The sequence below is a fragment of the Aerosakkonema funiforme FACHB-1375 genome, from assembly GCF_014696265.1.
GTDB classification, from domain to species: Bacteria; Cyanobacteriota; Cyanobacteriia; order Cyanobacteriales; family Aerosakkonemataceae; genus Aerosakkonema; species Aerosakkonema funiforme_A.
On sequence record NZ_JACJPW010000037.1, the window covers coordinates 1 to 20,452 of the forward strand.

At 46.4% G+C, this 20,452-nt stretch carries 13 protein-coding genes; 6 read left to right on the forward strand and 7 right to left on the reverse strand.

Annotated features, from left to right (window positions below; genetic code table 11):
- Window positions 1-67 precede the first annotated feature (67 nt).
- Window positions 68-304, forward strand: a complete 237-nt coding sequence (locus tag H6G03_RS15460; RefSeq protein WP_190465314.1) for a hypothetical protein — start codon at window positions 68-70, stop codon at window positions 302-304.
- Window positions 305-313: 9 nt separating this feature from the next.
- Here H6G03_RS15460 and H6G03_RS15465 read toward each other — a convergent pair whose 3' ends face one another.
- From H6G03_RS15465 to H6G03_RS37560, 7 genes are all read right to left on the reverse strand, one after another.
- Complete coding sequence (locus H6G03_RS15465) at window positions 314-3,634, reverse strand: ATP-binding protein (protein WP_199315310.1); 3,321 nt, start codon at window positions 3,632-3,634, stop codon at window positions 314-316.
- Between the two features lie 14 nt (window positions 3,635-3,648).
- Window positions 3,649-5,640, reverse strand: a complete 1,992-nt coding sequence (locus H6G03_RS15470) for a response regulator (RefSeq protein ID WP_190465264.1) — start codon at window positions 5,638-5,640, stop codon at window positions 3,649-3,651.
- A gap of 1 nt (window position 5,641) precedes the next feature.
- Window positions 5,642-6,664 carry a response regulator gene (locus tag H6G03_RS15475; protein WP_190465310.1) on the reverse strand — a complete coding sequence of 341 codons (1,023 nt, stop codon included), beginning with the start codon at window positions 6,662-6,664 and terminating at the stop codon, window positions 5,642-5,644.
- Window positions 6,665-6,969: 305 nt separating this feature from the next.
- Window positions 6,970-9,048 (reverse strand): dynamin family protein, encoded by a 2,079-nt coding sequence (locus H6G03_RS15480; RefSeq protein WP_190465265.1) that lies wholly within the window; start codon window positions 9,046-9,048, stop codon window positions 6,970-6,972.
- A gap of 69 nt (window positions 9,049-9,117) precedes the next feature.
- A complete protein-coding gene (locus tag H6G03_RS15485) occupies window positions 9,118-11,199 on the reverse strand; it encodes a dynamin family protein (RefSeq protein ID WP_190465266.1) in 2,082 nt (693 codons plus the stop codon).
- A 251-nt stretch (window positions 11,200-11,450) separates the two neighbouring features.
- Entirely contained in the window at window positions 11,451-12,263 is an 813-nt protein-coding gene (locus H6G03_RS15490) for an SIMPL domain-containing protein (RefSeq protein ID WP_190465267.1), read from the reverse strand.
- 22 nt (window positions 12,264-12,285) lie between these two features.
- A complete protein-coding gene (locus tag H6G03_RS37560) occupies window positions 12,286-12,432 on the reverse strand; it encodes a hypothetical protein (RefSeq protein ID WP_206756632.1) in 147 nt (48 codons plus the stop codon).
- On the opposite strand from H6G03_RS37560, the gene H6G03_RS15495 reads away from it, so the two are divergent.
- The 5 genes from H6G03_RS15495 to H6G03_RS15515 all read left to right on the forward strand — a co-directional run bounded on the left by H6G03_RS15495 (window position 12,431) and on the right by H6G03_RS15515 (window position 20,420).
- A complete protein-coding gene (locus H6G03_RS15495; protein ID WP_190465268.1) occupies window positions 12,431-12,832 on the forward strand; it encodes a VOC family protein in 402 nt (133 codons plus the stop codon). The two genes, H6G03_RS37560 and H6G03_RS15495, sit on opposite strands and share 2 nt — an antisense overlap.
- A 49-nt stretch (window positions 12,833-12,881) precedes the next feature.
- Window positions 12,882-13,136 (forward strand): SemiSWEET transporter, encoded by a 255-nt coding sequence (locus H6G03_RS15500; protein ID WP_190465269.1) that lies wholly within the window; start codon window positions 12,882-12,884, stop codon window positions 13,134-13,136.
- 16 nt (window positions 13,137-13,152) lie between these two features.
- A complete protein-coding gene (locus tag H6G03_RS15505) occupies window positions 13,153-13,548 on the forward strand; it encodes a phosphomannose isomerase type II C-terminal cupin domain (RefSeq protein ID WP_190465270.1) in 396 nt (131 codons plus the stop codon).
- Window positions 13,549-14,350: 802 nt separating this feature from the next.
- Window positions 14,351-18,685, forward strand: coding sequence for a DUF4347 domain-containing protein (locus tag H6G03_RS15510; protein WP_190465271.1), 4,335 nt, complete (start codon window positions 14,351-14,353; stop codon window positions 18,683-18,685).
- Window positions 18,669-20,420 (forward strand): Calx-beta domain-containing protein, encoded by a 1,752-nt coding sequence (locus H6G03_RS15515; protein ID WP_190465272.1) that lies wholly within the window; start codon window positions 18,669-18,671, stop codon window positions 20,418-20,420. The genes H6G03_RS15510 and H6G03_RS15515 overlap by 17 nt, the downstream gene beginning before the upstream one ends.
- Window positions 20,421-20,452 lie beyond the last annotated feature (32 nt).

Here is a 20,452-nt window from a genome sequence, read left to right on the forward strand (position 1 = left end):
ATTGAGAATCAGAAGTGGAAACCAGGGACTTGACGGCGATTAAAATCGCCAGGTGCGTTTCATCCCCATGTCTAAAGCCAGGGGCTTTCACGCACGGTTTTCGGTAATGCTGGGAGCAAAGCAGTTAGATACTATCATTATTATCGCCATTACCACCGTGGCAGTAGGCGGTGTAAAACTCGGTTACGCATTCATGGCAGATAGAGCCAGATTACTCATTAGTTCCCAAATAAAAAAAGGAACGAACATTGCCGCTGGCTTTGTAATGATTGCTGTGGGAGTGCTTTTAATAACAAAATCTTAATCGTCGTTGTCAAAAATCATCACTAAAAACTGATGACTCCGAAAAAAGCGGCAGTCTAACGATGAAGGTTGCACCTTGCCCAATGCCAGCACTTTTGGCGTTAATCGTGCCTTTGTGAAGTTCGACTAGGTGTTGGACGATCGCTAATCCCAATCCCAACCCCTTCGCTGCATTTGAATCTTTGGCTTGACGGAAGCGATCGAACACAAATGGCAGAAACTCAGCAGAGATGCCAATGCCACTATCTATAACACGAATTTCAGCATAATCTTCATTAGCTATTTGTCTTTGGCGATCGGTGAGTAATGAAACCTCTACTTGCCCACCTTCTGGGGTAAATTTAATGGCATTGGTGAGCAGATTGCAGATAACCTGTTGAAGCCGATCGGGATCGCCCATGACCGTAACAGAATCGCTTTGTGCAATAGTTTCTCGCCAAACCAGATCGATCGCTTTAGCTTGTGCGGTTTGAGCCACAGTTGCGATCGCCGTTTCAATTACCGATTTTAGTTCGACAGGCTCAAGATTCAAACGCAGTTTGCCTGCGGTAATGCGGGATATATCCAGCAAATCTTGCACCAATTTGGCTTGCAGCGTAGCATTGCGCTCGATCGTATCCAACGCTTTGGCCAACATAGATGGACTCGGTGGACTCGCACGCAGCAGGCGCGTCCAACCGAGAATAGACACTAGGGGAGTATTCAATTCGTGAGAAACGATTGACAGCAGTTCATCTCTTCTGTGGATGTCAGTTCTTGCTCGATGGAGTGCTTCCCCGCGCAGTTGTGCCATCTGGAGATGGGTGCTGACACGGGACACCAATTCCTGAGCCGAAAAGGGTTTGATCAGGTAGTCATCTGCGCCTGCTTCGAGTCCTTCCACCACCGCTTCAACTCCTGCACGGGCAGAGAGTAAGATGATGGGAACCTCTCTGGTGCGCGGGTCAGCCCGTAAAGTTTTGAGCAACTCAAAGCCGTCTAATCCTGGCATCATTACATCAGTCAGTATCAAATCGGGTACTCGATTTTGAACCGCCGCCAGCGCCCCTGTTCCATCTGCAACCGCTTCGACTTTCAGATGTTCGCTTAGTATTCGCGTCAGATAAGCTCGCATATCGCTATTGTCATCGACAAGGAGGATGTGAGAGTTTTGAGTTTTGAGTTTTGAGTTTTGAGTTGAAGAGTTTTCTTCTAACTGAGAACTTAAAACTGAGAACTCAACACTCCCGCCTTCGACGGGGAGCCAACGCTTTGCCTCTTGAACATAAGGGGCTTTACCTATTGCTGTTGATGCCAGACTGCGTGTTGCCGCGATCCGATCGCCTACGATGAGTAGTAGGCGATCGCTCGGTAAATGTTCTGTGCCAAAAGGAATGGCGATCGTAAAACAGCTTCCCTGCCCTACAGTGCTGCTGACATCAATAGTTCCACCATGCAGTCGAATCAGTTCGTGTACCAGAGCTAAACCGATTCCCGATCCTTCTAATGTTCGTGCCGTAGCGCCTCGGACTTGATAGAATCGCTCAAATAGATGGGGCAAATCTTCCGGTGCAATGCCTGTGCCTGTATCTCGAATCTGGAGAATGACTCGATCGCCATTAGCAGGATGCAGCCTAACTATAATTTCCCCTGCAAAGGTGAACTTAAAAGCATTAGAAAGCAGATTGAGGACAATTTTTTCCCACATTTCACGATCTACATAAACTGGCTCTGGTAGCGGTGGACAATCGACAATCAGCCGCAGTCCTGCTCGTTCTATTGCCGAACGGAATACGCTTGCTAACTCAGTCGTAAACATTGCCAGGTCAGTAGGTTCGTAGATGGCTTCCATACGTCCGGCTTCAATGCGGGAGAAGTCAAGTAAGGTATTGACCAGTTTCAGGAGGCGCAAGCCGTTGCGGTGGGCGAGTTCCAGACGTTCTCGTTGAGGGGATGCAAGGGGATAGGCGCGATCGCTCAAGGCATCTTGCAGAGGAGCCAGCAATAACGTTAGTGGTGTGCGGAATTCATGGCTGACGTGAGTAAAGAAGAGAGTTTTGGCGCGATCGAGTTCTGCCAGAGATTCTGCTCGTTGGCTTTCTTGTTCGCGGGCAGCCTGTTCTCGGATGAGTTGGATGCGGTCAGCTTCAGCTTGTTTGCGCTCGTTGATGTTACGGAAGACCATCGTCACTCGTCGATCCTGCGGATTGCCGTAGGGAAACACATCGACTTCAAACCAGATATTGAGATACTCCTGAAGCATCTCAATGTGAACCCGGTCGTTTGTGACAAGTGCCTGGTGGTAATGCTCAAACCAAGCTGGCTCAATCGATGGGATGAGTTCCTTCAGGGTTTTGCCCTGGGCCTGGGTCAATCCGGTGTGGACCTCAAACGAGGGACTGACTTCCAGGAAGCGACAATCGACGGGTTTATCGTCAGGGTCATACAGCACTTCGATCAGCGCGAAGGCATCCTTAATCGACTCAAACAGCGATCGATATTTTGCTTCTGATTCGCGCAGGGCTTCTTCAGATTTTTTACGATCGGTAATGTCGTAAGAGACCGCAAGCGCAGCATCGATCTGTCCATTTTCAGCCCGAAGCGACGTTCCCCGTGTGATGTAAGTGCGATCGTGGGCATTGTGTTCAACCTGGAACGGCTCACCCGCCAATGCCTGACGGTACATCGGCTCGTAATTTGCGGCTAATTCGGGTGGCAGTAGCTCAAAAATAGTGCGTCCAACGAAATCTTCCGGTTTGAATCCAGCGATCGCCAATGCTTCTCCTTTCGCCAGCAAATAGCGCAGATCGCGATCGACAACAAACAGCGCCCCACCTGGCAGATTCTCGATCGTTGCCCACAGGCGCTGTTCTAATTCGTGCAAGGCAGCTTCTGTCTGCTCGTGTTTGGCTTCGCGGCGTTTGAGATCGGTGACATCCTGCACGATGCCGAACATTTTGATGGGTTGACCTGCGGCATCAAATTCGATATCCGTACTGAGGTAAACAGTTCGCTCAATGCCATCGGGACGAATAATGCGATACTCCACTTCTAGAGGCGATTTCCGGGCGATCGCGTCCTCTGTAGCTGCCCACAAGCCAGACAGATCCTCTGGATGAACGAGATGAAGCGCCGCTTCATAGCTCAACTCAAACTCACAGTCACCCACAAAGATGCGACGAGCTTGGGGCGACCAAAACATTTCCTTTGTCACCACATCATAAGTCCAGTGCCCCATGCCACCCACACGCTCGGCACGCTCTAGCATTGCTGTCTTTTCCTGTAAGCGTCTTTCGCTTTCCTGCAATGCCTCAATTGCCGTGCGCCGATCGCGATCGTCTTCTGGTTGCATAAAACTTACCTCCCCTATGTTGGGGTATCTAGATTAGGTTCATCATTCAGAGGCAACCTGACGGTAAACTTCGCCCCTCGTGCTTCCCCCTCACTTGCTGCGTCGATCGTACCTCCGTGCAATTCGACCAGAAGACGAGCGATCGCTAACCCAATACCCACACCTCCCGGCGAATGACGGCTGGGTACTTCTGCTTGAGTGAAGCGATCGAAAACGAATGGCAGAAAATCAGGACGGATGCCAATGCCAGTATCAGTCACGACGATCTGAATGTAATTTGTCATTCGGTCTTCTGCTATTAAGGGCAAATCGACATTGATTGATGACAACTCAATTTTAACTTCTCCCCCTTGGGGAGTAAATTTGATAGCATTTTCCAGCAAATAGCTAATAATTTGTCGAAGGCGATTGCCGTCTGCTAAAATATTACCGACTGCCAAATTCGATGTTATTTCAATTAATAAAATGCTCTTTGTATCAGCAACTTCCCGAAATGTTTTAACAACATTTTGTACCAGAACAACCAAATCGACGAATTGATGCTTCAAGCATAATTTTCCAGCGAGAATGCTGGAAGTATCCAACAAATCTTTCACCAATTTTGCTTCAATCGTGGCATTGCGCTCGATCGTTGCTAGCGCACGAGCCGTCTTAGCTCGATCGAATGATTGTGTTTGCAATAAGCGTACCCAAACGAGAATTGCCGCCAGAGGAGCTTGCAGTTCATGGGTCACGGTCAAGAGAAACTCATTTTTGAAGCGGTTAGCGGATTGAAGAAGGCGCAGGCGTGACATTTGCAGTTGTGTATTTACACGCGCCATCAGTTCGCGAGCTGAAAAAGGTTTGATTAGGTAATCATCTGCTCCCGCTTCCAATCCTTCAATCGTTGCTTCTTCTCCCGCTCGTGCTGACAGTAAAATAATGGGAATACTTTTGGTTTGCGGATCGTCCCGCAGTGCTTGGAGCAATTGAAACCCATCCATTTCTGGCATCATTACATCGCTCAACACCAAATCGGGTGGATCGTTATGAATCTTTGCTAAAGCGATCGCTCCATTTGCTGCGATTTCAACTTGCCAGCAATCGGATAACAAGCGCTTCAAATAGTCACGCATATCCGCATTGTCATCTACGATTAGAATGCGAACAGAGGATGAATGCAGATGAGTGTCGAAGGTGCGATCGCTCTCAATACGCGAGAAGTCCAGCAAGGTGTTAACCAACTTCAACAAACGCAATCCATTGCTTTGTATGACTTCAATGCGTTTCTGTTGAGCGAGTGAAAGGGGATTGTCCCGATCGGCTAAAGCATCTTCCGCCAGCCCTAACATCAGAGTGAGGGGCGTGCGAAATTCGTGGCTGATGTTGTTGAAAAAAGTGGTTTTGGCTCGGTCTAATTCTGCCAATGCTTCGGCGCGTTTGCGTTCTTCTTCGTAAGCTAGAGTATTGGCGATCGCAGTGGTTACTTGTCCGCCAACTAGGTCAAAAAAGCCTCGGTAATCATCATCGAGGGGTCTATACGGGCTAATTCCAGCAATCAGAATCCCTAAAGTTTCCTGTCCGGGTCGAGTTAGGGGCAGGACGATCGCGCTGTTGGGAGATTCATCCCATGCGCCACCGGGAAGTCGTCCAAAGCGATCGATTAAACCATTGAGGACTCTGTTTTCTCCAGTGGCTAAAACCGAGTTGAATAACCAGCAATCTGATGCTTTATCTGCAAGCTCGATCGCTCTGGGGCTAATAGGAGTGCCGATCTCTAAATTGGTTGTGCTGACGAGATTCGCTTGTTTGCGATCGCTGTCGAGCAAATAAATCAGCGCAAAGGGAATGTCCTTGAGGTTATTGGCTAACACATCAGCGGAAATCTGGCAGGCTTCTTCTACCGTCTTAGCGTGTGCCGTCTGGGCACCTAATTCCCGTAGCGTTCGCATCAACGCCCCCATCTCGCCACCCCCGGCAAAAATCGTTTCAGACAAGGTTTTTTGGGGTTCAGAGGTCATCGTCATCCTAGATCTCTCTCCCACCTTCAGCTAATTGAACTACCATCTCAATCAAGTCGTCGGGTTGAGCCAGCTTGTGCAGATATGCCTCAAATCCAGCCGCAAGAGCCTTTTCTCGATTTTCGTCTAAATATGCGGTTAAAGCGGCGGCTGGAATATGCCTTCCCTGCTGAGCTTCCAAGGCTCGGATCTGGCGAATCAAGTTATACCCATCTGTTCCTGGCATCCGAATATCGCACACCAATACATCGGGATGGAATGTCGAGAGTGTTTCTAATGCTGCGGCTGCGGTTGCTACTGCGGTGACGCGAATGCCATAGGACTCCAGCACTGCCCCGATAAACTCACGAGCATCGGTTTCGTCATCGATAATGAGAACTTGCAAACCATCGAGAGATTGGGGCAAAGTCGATATAGGAGTTTTTATTTGAGTTTGAGTAACTTGTCGAGCGGGTTGTGCGATCGTTTGTTGATATCGGCTGATATCGGATACAGCAATCCGTATTGTTTCAATCTCTCCAGAATGATTGCGTGCGATCGCGACATTCAATTCGGCGGGAAATGGCTTACCTTTTCGCGGGCAGAGGTTCATCCGCCAGATCTGGATGTCATTGACCTCAGAAAGCTCGTTCAGCTTGGTATAAAAGGTGGCACGATCGCTTTTTGCCACATACACAGCTAGGGGTTTTCCGGCTATATAGAGTTGTGGCACCTTCAGCAGTTGGGCGCTGGCTTGGTTCCCTTCCAAGATTACACCATTGGCATCGGTAATCAAGTAGGCTAGAGGCAAGGAGAGAAACAAGTCTTGATAGTGTTGATAGGCTGCGGCGATGCGCTGATTCTGCTGAAGCAACCTTTCCTCAACAACCTCGGCTGCCTCCAAATTCGTTTGCATTTGTTCGTAAATCAGTTGTAAATTTTCCAGCGCCGCCGTAATTTCCTCCCAATTCCCCGCAAGTTGTTCTCTTTTGAGGGTGGCAATTTGCTGTTCGAGCGCTTGAAAATATTGCCTAAATACCTGGTCACTCATAGATTGTGCCTGCTGAGGTTGCCTGTCCGCTAACTCCATACCTGGCATCAATTCCAAGAGCTTCTACCCTTGAGAGCGCTACAGAGAACCTTGAGCAGATAAAGAGGTTATTTCCAGTTTAGTCAAGCTCTCCATCGAAGAGATCGCAGAATTTTAGCTAAATCGAAAGATTGTTCGTTAGACCTCTCCCATAATTCTTGTGGGGTAGGCATCCTGCCTGCTGAGATTCTTTTCTGGAAATATATTGTTCGTGGTTCATTGCGACAAACAATGAACCACGAACCATGAACTATGAACATTGCTATTTAAGCGATCGCTTGCAGAAAATCCTGATACACTGACTCAATATTCTGCGATTGCGAAGAAACATCTGATTCGATTTTGTGCAGACGTTCCAATTCTGTCTTATAATTGATTTCGCGGGATTCTTTTTGTTGAAGCAGATTGTCTAATTCCGCTTTGCGAGATTTGATATCATCGTCAATGCGATCGCTCACTTCCTTCTCATAAGCATCAAAGCACTGTTTGACAGCATCGTGAATCGGTTGCCATTGTTGTTCTGCCACTTGAGGCAGATATTTAACTAACTCTTTTTTAGCTGCTTTCACGACTTCTTTGCGAGCTCGATCTGCTTGGAAAACACCGATCCCTAACCCTACGAGCGCCAGCGTTATTGGGCCTAAAACAATTCCGAAAACCGTAGAAACGGCTACGCTGATTCCAATTACAGCGATTAAGTTGAGCAGGATATTTTTCCAATCGAAACCGGCTCCCATTAGCGCCGCACCCGCAACGTTACCCGAAGCTAAAGATACTAAACCCATTGCCCAATTTGCCCAGGCTGGAGATTTATCTTCTATTGATGTATTGCTAGAGTAGGATATTTTTTGCCCGGTGATTTTTTCGGTAATCTTGTCAGTTACCTTGGTGTAAGAAGCACCGTAATTCGCCGCACTTTTAGATAGCTGTGTAAAGGCGGCATTCATTTCTTGCTCGGCGGTGAGAGTCCAAGCGGATAATTTGTCGTTGACGTACTGCTCGAATGCCTGTTTGAGTCCGGCTTCAAAGGCTTGTCGTCTCCCTTGATCGAGGAAATCTCCAAATTGTACTTCCGGTTGATAGCGCAAGAAATCCGTTTCAAAAGTGTTACCCAAGTTGAGAACGTAGGTGCGGAAGGAATCTGCGATCGATCTCGATTTTCTATCCCGCAACGATTGAATTTCATCCTTGAATCGATCGCGAATATCAGTCAGCTTGTTAAACTCCGGTTCAACCGAATTAATTCTTTCTTTCAATTCCTTGACACTTCGATCTAGCAATGGTATGCGACGTTCGATCGCTTCCTTAACGCGGTTAGAAGCTTGGCGCGATAAAGTTCGCGCTTGTCGAATTTCAGAAATTGCCCTTTCCTTCGTCAAAAATATGTTGAGTGCGCCCATAAACTCTGGAAAACCCGTTCCCTCCAGAGCAGCGTTAGCAACTTTCAAGCGTTTACGCAGCGCCTTAATTGCGGACACCTCAAACACTCGTTCATCGTAAACATCGTAACCATCGATGATGCAATATTCAGCCAAATTAGCTTTAAAAACCTTCCGCAGCCTATCCTCAGCTTCTTGCAATTCTTCCTCATCATCCGGATCGATCAAACTTTCGCGAATCTGATCCCAAGCATTAATCATAAAGAAAACGCTCAAACCCCGTCCTTTGATGTAATTTTCCAGATAGCGCCGTTCACCCAGCGTACAAGGTTGCGATGCTCTCAAAACAAACAAAATTGCATGACAATTATTGATATAACCCAAAGATAATTCGTTCCGCGCTTCTGTATCGTTCAGTCCCGGACTATCAACAATTTCCACACCTTTTTCTAACAAAGGTAAGGGATATTCGACTACAGCGTAATCAACATCGGGAAAAGCTAGCTTTTTTTCTTGTTCTAGTTTCTTTGCCTCGGCTGGGTCGATGGTGTAATCCTGCTTAAAGCTCTTAAAATCAAGTTGTTTGGGACTTTTCCCATCTTTAAAATAAACAGTTACTTTCTTTTCTGGCCCATAGCGGAGAACCGTGAGCAATGCCGTACAGGGATTGACATCGCTCGGCAATAAGTTTTCGCCAATTAAAGCATTGAGAAACGTGCTTTTGCCTCGTTTCATATCGCCTAAAACCAGTAGCCGAAATACGCCTTTGCTTAAATTTTTACTCGCTACTTTGATATCTTCTATCTCTCTTTCCAAACCGAGTTCGCCAGAAGTTTGCTTTCCTTGAGATTCAGCTTGTGCTATGGTATCAGCCATTTTGCCGAGAGACATTGCCACGTTAGCTCGCGCTTGGGCGACTTTTTCCAAATCATTGAGAAAGCGATCGGTTTCAACTTTATAACTCATCTTTATTGCACCTTCAAGGTATTAATACGCATCCGAGCGAGGTAAGGTGGGCATTGCCCACCCTACACATTAGGCGTTGAATAACAACAAATCCTCGTAGACAGATTCGAGATTGCGATATTCGGATAGCACCTCAGCATCAATACTTTTCAGGCGCTTTAATTCACTATCGCGATTAATTTCGCGGGATAGCTTTTGTTCGAGCAGATTATCTAACTCAGCTTGTCGAGATTTGATATCATCATTGATGCGTTTGGTGACTTCGCGATCGTAAGCATCAAAACAATCTTTCACCGCTTGATGAACAGGTTGCCATTGCTCCTGTGCTATTTGGGGAAGATACTTGACAAATTCTTTCTTTGTGGCTTTGATCAATTCTTTCCGAGCTTGTTCCGCTTGTAAAGCACCGACACCCAAACCTAGCAGCAAAACCCCGATCGGTCCGGTAATCAAAGATATGGAAAAAATCGATAAAAAGCTCCAAATTCCGATCACAGCCAGAGAGTTTACCAGGATATTTTTCCAATCGAATCCCGCGCCTGCAAGCGCTATCCCGGCAACATTACCCAAAGCTAATGAGAAAAATCCCATCGCCCAACTCGCCCATGCAGGCGAATTGTCTTCAGAGCCTATATTTTGAGCGGCGTGTAGCTTGGAACCGATCAATTTTTCATTAATCGCATTTGCTACTTTAGTATAAGCAGAACCGTACTCGGATGCGCTTTGCGATAGTTGTCCGAAGGCATCTTGCAATTGTCGTTCTGCTGTCAGTTCCCAAGCCGAAATTTTGTCGTTGAGGTATTGCTCGAATGCTTGTTTGAATGCCGCATTAAATTCTTCCCGCTTACCTTTGCTGAGGGAATCGAGAAATCCGATATTTGGCTGATAGCGCAAGAAATCAGATTCAAATGTGTTGCCTAAATTGAGAATGTATTCTTTAAAAGAATCGGCGATCGCTCTCGCTTTCTTATCTCGCGTGCTGGCAATTTCATCTTTAAAGCGATCGCGTATTTCTGTCAGCTTCTTAAATTCTGGTTCAACCGAACCAATCCGCCGTTTCAATTCCTCCACATCCTGTTCTAGCAAAGGGATACGGCGATCGATCGCTGACCAAACGCGGTGATAACTTTGCTGTGCTAAAGTTATCGCTTGCCGCAATTGTGCAATTGCCCGTTCTTTAGTTAAAAACGTATTCAACTCATTCATAAACTCTGGAAATCCCGTTCCCTCCAGAGACTCTTCCGAGTTTTTCATCCGCCGCCGCAAAGCTTGAATCGAAGAAATTTCAAACACGCGATCGTCATAAATATCCTGTCCGTCTACTTGACAGTATTCCGATAGATTGGTACGAAAAACTTGACGCACTTTATTTTCCGCTTCTTGTAACTCTTCCGCGTCATCTGGATCGATGAGTGCCTTGCGGATTTCATCCCAAGCGTTGATCAAAAAGAAAACACTCAATCCTCGACCTTTGATGTAATTTTCCAGATAGCGACGCTCTGCCATCGTCACTGGTTGATCTGCCCTGAACACGAACATAATTGCATGACAATTATTGATGTAGCTGAGCGAAAGTTCATTTCGCGCTTCCGTATCGTTTAACCCCGGACTGTCAACAATTTCAATACCTTTTTCCAGCAGCGGTAAGGGATATTCTACTACAGCATAGTTAACATCGGGAAAAGCTTGCTTTTTTTCTTCTTCTAGTTTTTTGGCTTCATCAGGGTCAATGGTGTATCGTTCTTTAAAATTTGTAAATTCTAGCTTTTCGGGAGGTTTGCCATCTTTAAAATAGACGGTAACCTTCTTTTCTTCCCCATAGCGGAGAACCGTTAACACCGCCGTACAGGGATTGACATCGCTCGGTAATAAATTTTCCCCAATTAAGGCATTCAGAAACGTACTTTTGCCCCGTTTCATATCTCCTAAAACTAGGAGCCTGAATACACCGTGTTGTAAATTCTTTCTCGCTAACTCGATATCTTCTATATATGTTTCCAAACCTAATTTACCAGAGGTAGATTCTCCTTCCGACTCGGCTTGAGTAAGAGTAGTAACGATTTTAGAGAGACAGCGTGCAGCATCGTGGCGTGCTTTGGCGACTCGATCCAAATCTCTAATCAAACTTGCTCTTTCAGTTGTGTAACTCATGTTTATTTCCTGAGTAACTGAGGTTTTTGGCTATGATGGAATGCGATCGGCACTCTCAGCCAAGTCTCTACAACTCTAACTTCAGTAGCTTGTCAGTGCCTAGATCTAACTAGGGCGTCGGGGTTAGGGGCTAGGGGCTAGGGAGAGGGAAGAGGGAGGAGGGAAGAGAGAAGAGGCGCAATTTTGACTTTTGACTTTTGACTTTTGACTTTTCTCTCTTCCCCTAGCCCCTAACCCCTAACCCCTAACCCCTATTTAATCGCGTAAGTCACGCCGATTTGACTCCTCACTTGCACCTCAGTTGGAGCGGAGGGATTATAAGGGGGTGTACTGTCGCTGAATCCAGCAAAAGGGGAAGTGGGAACGGCAACCTTGGAACCGCAAGCGGAAACAGATGCAGGACTGACGATCGGATAAACTGTCACTAACAGAAGTTCTCCAACTTGCACACCCATTTCTAAAGCAATACTACTCACCTGACTCTGTGCATCCTTGAGTGCGATACGGCGAGCGGTGCGTTCCAGTGGCTGACAGTCATTTACCGCATATTCCGCACCGATACCTTGAATAAACAGAGCATCGCTGCCTTTGAGCGCAGAACTTGCCACTTTCACAACTTCTTGCACCCGTTCGCGAGTTGGCTTGTCGATTTTAACCAGCAGCTTGGGATTTTCTAGGGAGCTGGTTTCAATTGTGATGTTATCCTGTGGTACTTTCATACCAACTAGGGCATCAACTACAGGCTTGAGGGGTTCCTCTCCAGGTAAAGAAGGAGCTTCTTGTGCCGGTGTCAAGCTTGTTGCTGGTGGTGGCTCAACAGGTGCGCGATTGGCGAAGCGAAATTCCAGGCGAGCCGTGTCTGCTGGTGCGGTCACCAGACCCTGACCGATGACACTTATCGCACGTCGGCTAACTAGAGAATCTGGTGTCGAGCCATTACTGCCTTGCGATACGCTAAAGACGGAATTGTCAGCGCTACTGTTTTTAGTTGCGCCCATCCACAGTGCAGCGATCGTTGCAGCAGTGAATAGGGTGTGGTAGACTCCCGGTAAAAATTTAGACATTGGTATAAGGTAAACTCTCAAGCTAATGTCCAAAATGCCAGCCTGGGTAAGCGTTGATTAAGTAACCCAAGCATAGCTTTCTACGGAAATTACTGTTGGCATTGCTCGCCATACCATACAACAATTGAGGAAATTCCGGCAAATTTTTACGCAAAGCAAACATTACCATGATTGACCATATTTCGATCGGCGTCTCAGATTTTGGGCAAAGTCTGACGTTTTACGATAACGTTCTCTCAGAACTCGGTTTTAAGCGTTGCATGGATATTGAATTTGACGGTATTCAAGCAGCGGGTTATGGCTTGGATTCTGATATCGAACCGAGCTTCTGGATAGGTCGCAAACACGATGTGATGGCAGCCATTACACCTTCAGTCGGCTTTCACATTGCTTTCCAGGCTACTACGCGAGATGCGGTGGATGCTTTTTATACAGCGGCTATGGCGGCTGGCGCAACTGACAACGGCAAACCGGGATTGCGACCGCAATACCACGCTAATTATTATGCGGCTTTTGTCCTCGACCCAGATGGCTATAATGTCGAAGCAGTGTGTCACCAACCGCTTTAGTGCTGAGTTAAAGCTTGGTGCAGCTTTAATGGTTGAGCGATAAAAAATTATGGATTTGCTAACTGTTTTGGGCTTATTAGCGGGAACGTTAACGACGATCGCCTTTTTGCCTCAAGTAATTAAAACTTGGAAATCCAAATCAGCGAAAGACTTTTCGTTTGGAATGCTGATTACTTTCAGTTTGGGTGTGTTTCTGTGGTTAGTCTATGGAATTGCCAAAAACGATCTCCCTGTTATTGTCGCCAATCTGCTCACCTTTGTCTTGAACTTAATAATTATTTCCCTTAAAACAAGATACAAGTAAATTTCAGGAGACTGCTATGCCAGAAAATCAAAATGACGAACAAACTATGACTGCGACCTTGAATTCCGAACCTGCTAAAACTCGCATACGACCTTGGGGAACGGTGACAATTTTAGAAGAAGCGGAACGTTACAGAATTAATCGCATCGAGGTCAAACCCGGTCATCACATCAGTACCCAAATGCACTATCACCGCAGCGAACATTGGGTTGTCGTCTCCGGTACGGCTAAAGTTATCTGCGATGGTAAAGAAACTCTACTCAAACAAAAAGAATCTACTTACGTTCCTATGTCCATGCCTCACCGAGTTGAAAATCCAGGCGTGATTCCGCTAGTAATGATTGAAGTGCAAAACGGAGAATATCTTGGCGAAGATGACATTATTCGTTTTGGTGACGATACGGAAAATTGAGATGGTTATTAAAGCGTAGGTTGAGTTAGGCACGGTCGCGACGATCGACTTTTTCAAGCCCTAATTAACGAACCGTGCCTTAACCCACTTATAGCAAAAGTCAAAAGTCACTTATGGAAATGCTTGCTTTCAATTTGTTATGGTCTTTTAAGATGCCATAACTGTCCTGGCGGTTGCTATATTACACATCTCTAAAATAGACAAATTTTACATCAAAAACCCAAAATAAGCAGGGAATATCAAATTTTAGATTGCCAATTTAAAATTTATTTTTAATTCACATTTACCTATGTAGTTGCGCTGTCTTCGCGCTTAGCGCAACTACATACCTATAAGGGTAAGAATTTTAGCTGCATAAACCTAAATTGCCAGTTACAAATTGATGCTGATTTGAACGGAGCTAGGAATATAAAAACTTTGGGGTTTCTTGTAAACAACCCGCTTAGGTTCCGAGATAATGACTTGCTCATTGCAAGATGTTATCTTGAGGGCTGCTGAAAGCCCTGCCTTCAGCGCAAGCAAGGCAGGGTAGTTTACTATCAAGATTACGTAAATTTTCTGCTCAACCCTGGACAAACGGCTAAAACCTCAGTAATACTACTAGAAGTAGAGATACTTTTATGCCTTTAGATAGATTAAGGGTATATAAAAATATTTAGCATCTGTCGATCGCACTTTTCACCCTCGTAGCTGCGTATCGCCTTCGCCTATGAGAGACAGGCACGATCGGGCCGATCGGATTTTTCAGCAGTCGGGGTAGCATCACCATTCCTCACATCCTACGACCGCATCCAGAAAAACCATGCCAGTCCAAAACTCCGCCTTTGAAAATTTCAATTCTCAAGCAGCACAAGGAAATGCGATCGCATTTATCGACTCTTCAGTACCGGATTGGCAAACCCTCGCCGCCGGAGTCGCGCCAGGAACCGAAGTCTTTATCCTCGATGCGACGCGAGATGGCGTCGAGCAAATTAGTCAAATACTGCAAACGCGCCAGAATATAGCAGCATTACATATTATTTCCCACGGCAGTCCCGGAAACGTACAAATTGGCAATGGAAACCTCAATTCCGGCAATCTCGACAATTATATAAATTCGCTACAGCAGTGGCGCAATGCCCTAGCCGACAATGCCGATATTTTAATTTACGGTTGTAAAGTGGGGGCAGAGGTTCCCTTCCTCCAACGCCTAGCGCAACTGACAAGTGCAGATATCGCCGCCTCCGAAGATTTCACAGGAAGCACCGCACTTGGCGGAGATTGGGATTTAGAATTCCACACCGGGTTAATTGAAGCACCCCTGGCATTTCAAATCCAAGCACTCGAAGCTTATGATTCCTTACTGGCAACCTATACTTATGGCGGATATACTTGGGACGACGCCAACGCTGTCACCAATGCTACCGCTAATACGACGATCGCAACAGCAGCTTTTGCGACATCGTTCCCAGAAGCAACCAAAACGATCGGTAATCTCCTGTCCGGTAATTCCAATTACTCGGTAGACCTGGGAGACGATACGACTCGTGAAGAAATCCAGCTAACTTGGGGTGGAAATGTTTTAACCAACGATACTGGCAATGACTTTGTAGTTTACGAAACAGGCAGTTCTGGCGCACCGGAAGCTTTTGCCGTCGCAGTTAGAAAAACGGGTACCAGCACCTTCACCACCTTCCGTTACGAACAAGCTGACAACTTTGATACCAATGCCTTCTCCACAGCTTTTGACCTGAGTGACTTCGGTTTGGCAAGCGGCGAGTCCATAAATGCCATTCGCATTACCAATTTAATAGATACCGATTTGGTCGCGGGGACTGACGGACAAGGTAATTTGGGAGGCGCAAACACGCCCCAAACTGGCCCGCAGGGAGGAGGGACTTTTCCTGCTGGTAGGTTCGATCCAGATATTACTTATGTAGTCGGTTTGCAGACCGTCGCCGCAGTCCCCACCGTCAGTCTCACCGCCACCGACAACGCCGCCGCTGAAGGTAATGTCAACACCGGAACGTTCCGCATCACCCGCAGCAGCAGCACTAATCCATTAGCAGTCCAACTTTCACCAGCTACGGGAATTGGCATCGACTACAACCTCAGCGTCACATCTGGCGGCACTATTAGTGCTGACGGCACAACTTTTACCTTCAACGCAGGCACCAGCACCGCAGATATTACCTTTACTGCCATTGACGATATCCCCGCCGAAGCAAGCGAAAGCTTTTCCTTGTCTTTAGTTAACAATGGTGCTTATACACTCGATTCAACTAATAAGAGTGGCACCGTTACCATCGCCCAAAACGATTTCGCCGTCACCAACACCAACAATAGCGGCGAAGGTTCTCTGCGGCAAGCAATCACCAACTCCAACTCCATTGCTGGCACTGATACCATCACATTTAATATTGCTGGAGCGGGGCCGCATACAATTAGTCCGACTTCCGCTTTACCCACAATTACCCAAGCAGTAGTTATCGACGGATACTCGCAACCGGGTGCGAGTCAAAACACTCTGACTGCGGGTAACAATGCTCAATTAAAGATCGTTCTAGATGGAACAAATGCAGGATCGAACAACGCTCTGAGTTTGAGTGCTGGTTCTAGTGGCAGTACGATTAAAGGCTTGGCGATTAACCGCTTCCAGGGTACTGGTATCGTAACAGGAACTAGCAATAACTCTATTGTCGGCAACTTTATCGGTACAGATATCACTGGAACCATTGACCAAGGCAATAACTTCTATGGCATCACCGTTGAGGCGGCAAATAATACCATTGGTGGAAGTAATGCAGGCGATCGTAACATTATTTCCGGTAATAACCAGATTGGAATTGTTTTAATTTCTGCTGCAAGCAATACAACAATTACAAACAACTACATCGGCACAAATGCAGCGGGAACAGCATTATTAGGCAATACAAGTGACGGGATTCAAGCTCAAAGCGCCAACAATACTATTACCAATAACTTAATTTCAGGAAATCGAGTTGGCATCTATTTATCAACAAGTAATGCTAAAGGAAACCAAGTACTGGGGAATTACATCGGTACTGATGTCACCGGAACGGTAGACTTAGGCAATACTGGAGATGGCGTGCAAATTACAGGTGCTAGCAACATTATTGGTGGAAGTAATGCAGCAGATCGTAACATTATTTCAGGGAACGATCGTTTAGGCATAGGAATATTTAATGCCAACGCCACCAATAACCAAGTACTGGGAAACTACATCGGTACTAACGTTAACGGAACCGCAGCTTTGGGTAATACCAACAATGGCGTGCATATTCAAGATTCAACCAACAATATTATCGGGGGAACCAGCGCGGCAGAACGTAACATTATTTCCGGTAACAAAGCTAGCGGTGTAGCAATTGTTAATGCCAGTTCTACAGGTAACTCAGTGCAAGGAAACTACATCGGCACCGACGTAACTGGTAGTGGAAATTTGGGTAACAGCAATCGAGGCGTCACGATTACAGGCAACAATAATATCATCGGAGGAACCGCTGCGGGTGCAGGAAATACCATAGCTTATAATGCTAATTATGGCGTCCAAGTTAACGGTACTACAGGCAACAGCATCCAAGGTAATTCTATCTTCTCCAACAAGAGTTCGGGAATCGAATTAGGACCAGATGGCATCGTCACTTCTAACGACACAGGCGACGCCGATACAGGTTCCAACAACCTGCAAAATTTCCCCGTTCTCACATACGCAGAAATTGTTGGTAGCAACACCGCTTGCGGTGGCACATTTAACAGCACAGCTAATACAAATTTCCGCCTAGAATTCTTCGCCAACGACGTATTAGATGCTTCTGGAAACGGCGAAGGAAAAACCTATATCGGGTTCACCAACGTTACCACCGACGCTTCCGGTAACGCCACCTTTACCGTCACCAACCTAACATTAGCAAGCCTCGGTAATTACGTCACCGCCACCGCTACAAACCTCACAACTAACGACACCTCCGAATTCTCCAACGGCGTCATCATCGACGTCGTACCAACTGTCAGTATCACACCAGCTTCCCTCACGCAAATTGAAGGAAATAGCGGTACAACAGACTACACGTTTACCGCCACCCTTTCTCGCGCCACCAGCCAAAACGTCACTGTCAATTACACCACCAACGACGGTACAGCAACACTTGCAGATAACGACTATATCGACAACGACAATAGCATTACTTTTACCGCAGGCGGTTCCCTGACGCAAACCATCACCGTTAAATCAAAAGGTGACTACATAGTTGAAAGCAACGAAACGTTTACCGTCAGTTTAAACAGCGCCACCAACGCTACCATCAATGCAGCTTCCCAACAAGGAATAGGTACAATTACTAATGATGATGCCGCCGGAATCGCAATTAGTGAATCTGGTGGAACTACAAACGTCACCGAAGGAGGCGCAACCGATACCTACGACATCGTACTAACTTCCCAACCAACTTCCGATGTCGTCATCGCCATCAACAACACCACCCAAACCGGAACAACACCAACTACCCTCACCTTCACATCAGCGAACTGGAATATCGCACAAACAGTCACCGTCACCGCCACCAACGATAACATTGCAGAAGGAAATCACACTGCTAACATTTCTCACACAGCGACTTCTAGCGACGCGAACTATAACTCAATTGCAATTATCTCCGTCACCGCCAACATCACCGACAACGACAACGCCGGCGTCACGATTACCCAATCTGGTGGAAGCACAAACATCACCGAAGGTGGTGCGACAGATACTTACGATATAGTATTGACATCTCAACCAACTTCCGATGTTGTCATCGCCATCAACAACACCACTCAAACGGGAACATCTCCAACTACAGTAACTTTCACATCAGCGAACTGGAATATCGCACAAACAGTTACCGTCACCGCGACAAACGATAACGTCGCCGAAGGAAATCACACGGCTAACATTTCTCATACAGCGACTTCTGGCGACGCTAACTATAACTCAATTGCGATTTCAGATGTCACCGCAAACATCACCGACAACGACAACGCTGGCGTCACAATAACTCAATCTGGCGGAAGTACAAACATCACCGAAGGCGGTGCGACAGATATATATAATATAGTGTTGACATCGCAACCAACTTCTGATGCTGAATTTAAGTAGCAGCAATACAGCAGAAGGAACAATTGATAAATCTTCACTTACTTTCAACGCCGGCAATTGGAATACCGCACAAACTGTTACGATTACTGGCAAAGACGATAGTATTGTTGATGGCGATATCGCTTACCAAATTATCACCGCCGCCGCTACCAGTACCGACAGCAAATACAATAACTTCAATCCAGTTGATATCAATGTCACTAATACGGATAATGACAGCGCTAACGTTAGTATAACTCCTGCCACTGTCAGTCAAGCTGAAGGAAACAGCGGGACAATCGCTTACACCTTCACCATCAATGTTTCTAATCCCAGTGTCGTTCCCGTTACCGTCGCTTACACGACTGACAACGCTAGTGCTACTGCTGGTAGCGATTACATCGATAATGACGGTACAATTATCTTCAATCCGGGCGAGACTAGCAAATCTATTACTGTTAACGTCGTTGGCGATATCATCCCGGAGGCAGATGAAATTTTTACGCTTAACTTAATCAGTGCAACTAATGGTACTATTAACTTAAGTGGCAAACAAAGTACGGGTATTATTACTAACGATGATGTAGAAGAGGATGATTGCTTCTGCGAACAGATAGTTTATCCGAATTTAGATACGCTGACGGGTGAAGGGGGGCCAAATCGATCGCAAGTTTTACCCAATACGGTCAGCAGCACTAAGGATGGCACTGTAAATAACGATACCCTAACTGGCACCAATCTCAGTGAAGAGTTGATTGGTTTGGATGGGGACGACCTGTTATTAGGTAATGCTGGTAACGATAATTTAATCGGTAATGCTGGTAATGATACTGCTTTTGGTGGGAGCGATCGCGATTGGATTTCGGCGAATGAAGGGGACGACCTCCTCAACGGTAACTTAGGCGATGATGTTTTCAACGGTAACGCGGGTAACGATACAGTTCGAGGCGGTCAAGGTGACGATTTTGTGCGTGGCGGTGGTGAAAATGACCTAATTTGGGGAGATATAGGTGAGGATACTGTTGCTGGGGATAAAGGAAACGATACGGTATTTGGTGGCAATTCTGAAGGCGGGGATTCTTTGGGACGCGATTTGCTATTCGGCGGTAGTGGCAAAGATTTGCTGAATGGGAATGCTGGTCATGATACTTTATTCGGCGATGAGGGTAACGATACTGCACATGGCGGAAATAATGACGATATCGTTGTGGGTAATGTTGGCGACGATATGCTGTTCGGAGACAAAGGTAATGATAGTCTCTGCGGGAGTGAAGGGAACGATACTATCTATGGGGGTAATGGTAGCACGGTTGCGATCGGTGCTAATGGCGATCGCGATTGTATCTGCGGCGGCGAGGGGAACGACTTGCTGTTCGGTAACGAAGGACAGGATAAAATTTGGGGTGATGAGGGAAATGATACTCTTAGAGGCGGTAAAGATGACGATACCTTAAAAGGTGGTGCTGGTAGCGATCGTCTGTTAGGAGATTTGGGGAACGATATGCTTACTGGCGGTAGCGGACGCGATTTCTTTGTTCTCTCTCCCGGTAACGGTACCGACACGATTCTCGATTTTGAGGATAACTTAGACTTGTTAGAGTTGGCAGGTAATCTCAGTTTTTCGCAATTAAGTATTATTCAAGGCAATAATGCCACTTTGATTGCTGTGACCCAAACTCGCGAAATTTTAGCCTTTATCAACAGCGTGCAAGCTAGTGCGATCGGGCTGGATGATTTTATCTTTGCTGGCAGTTAAAAACTTAATGCTGTTTAATTTTAGCAGATCTC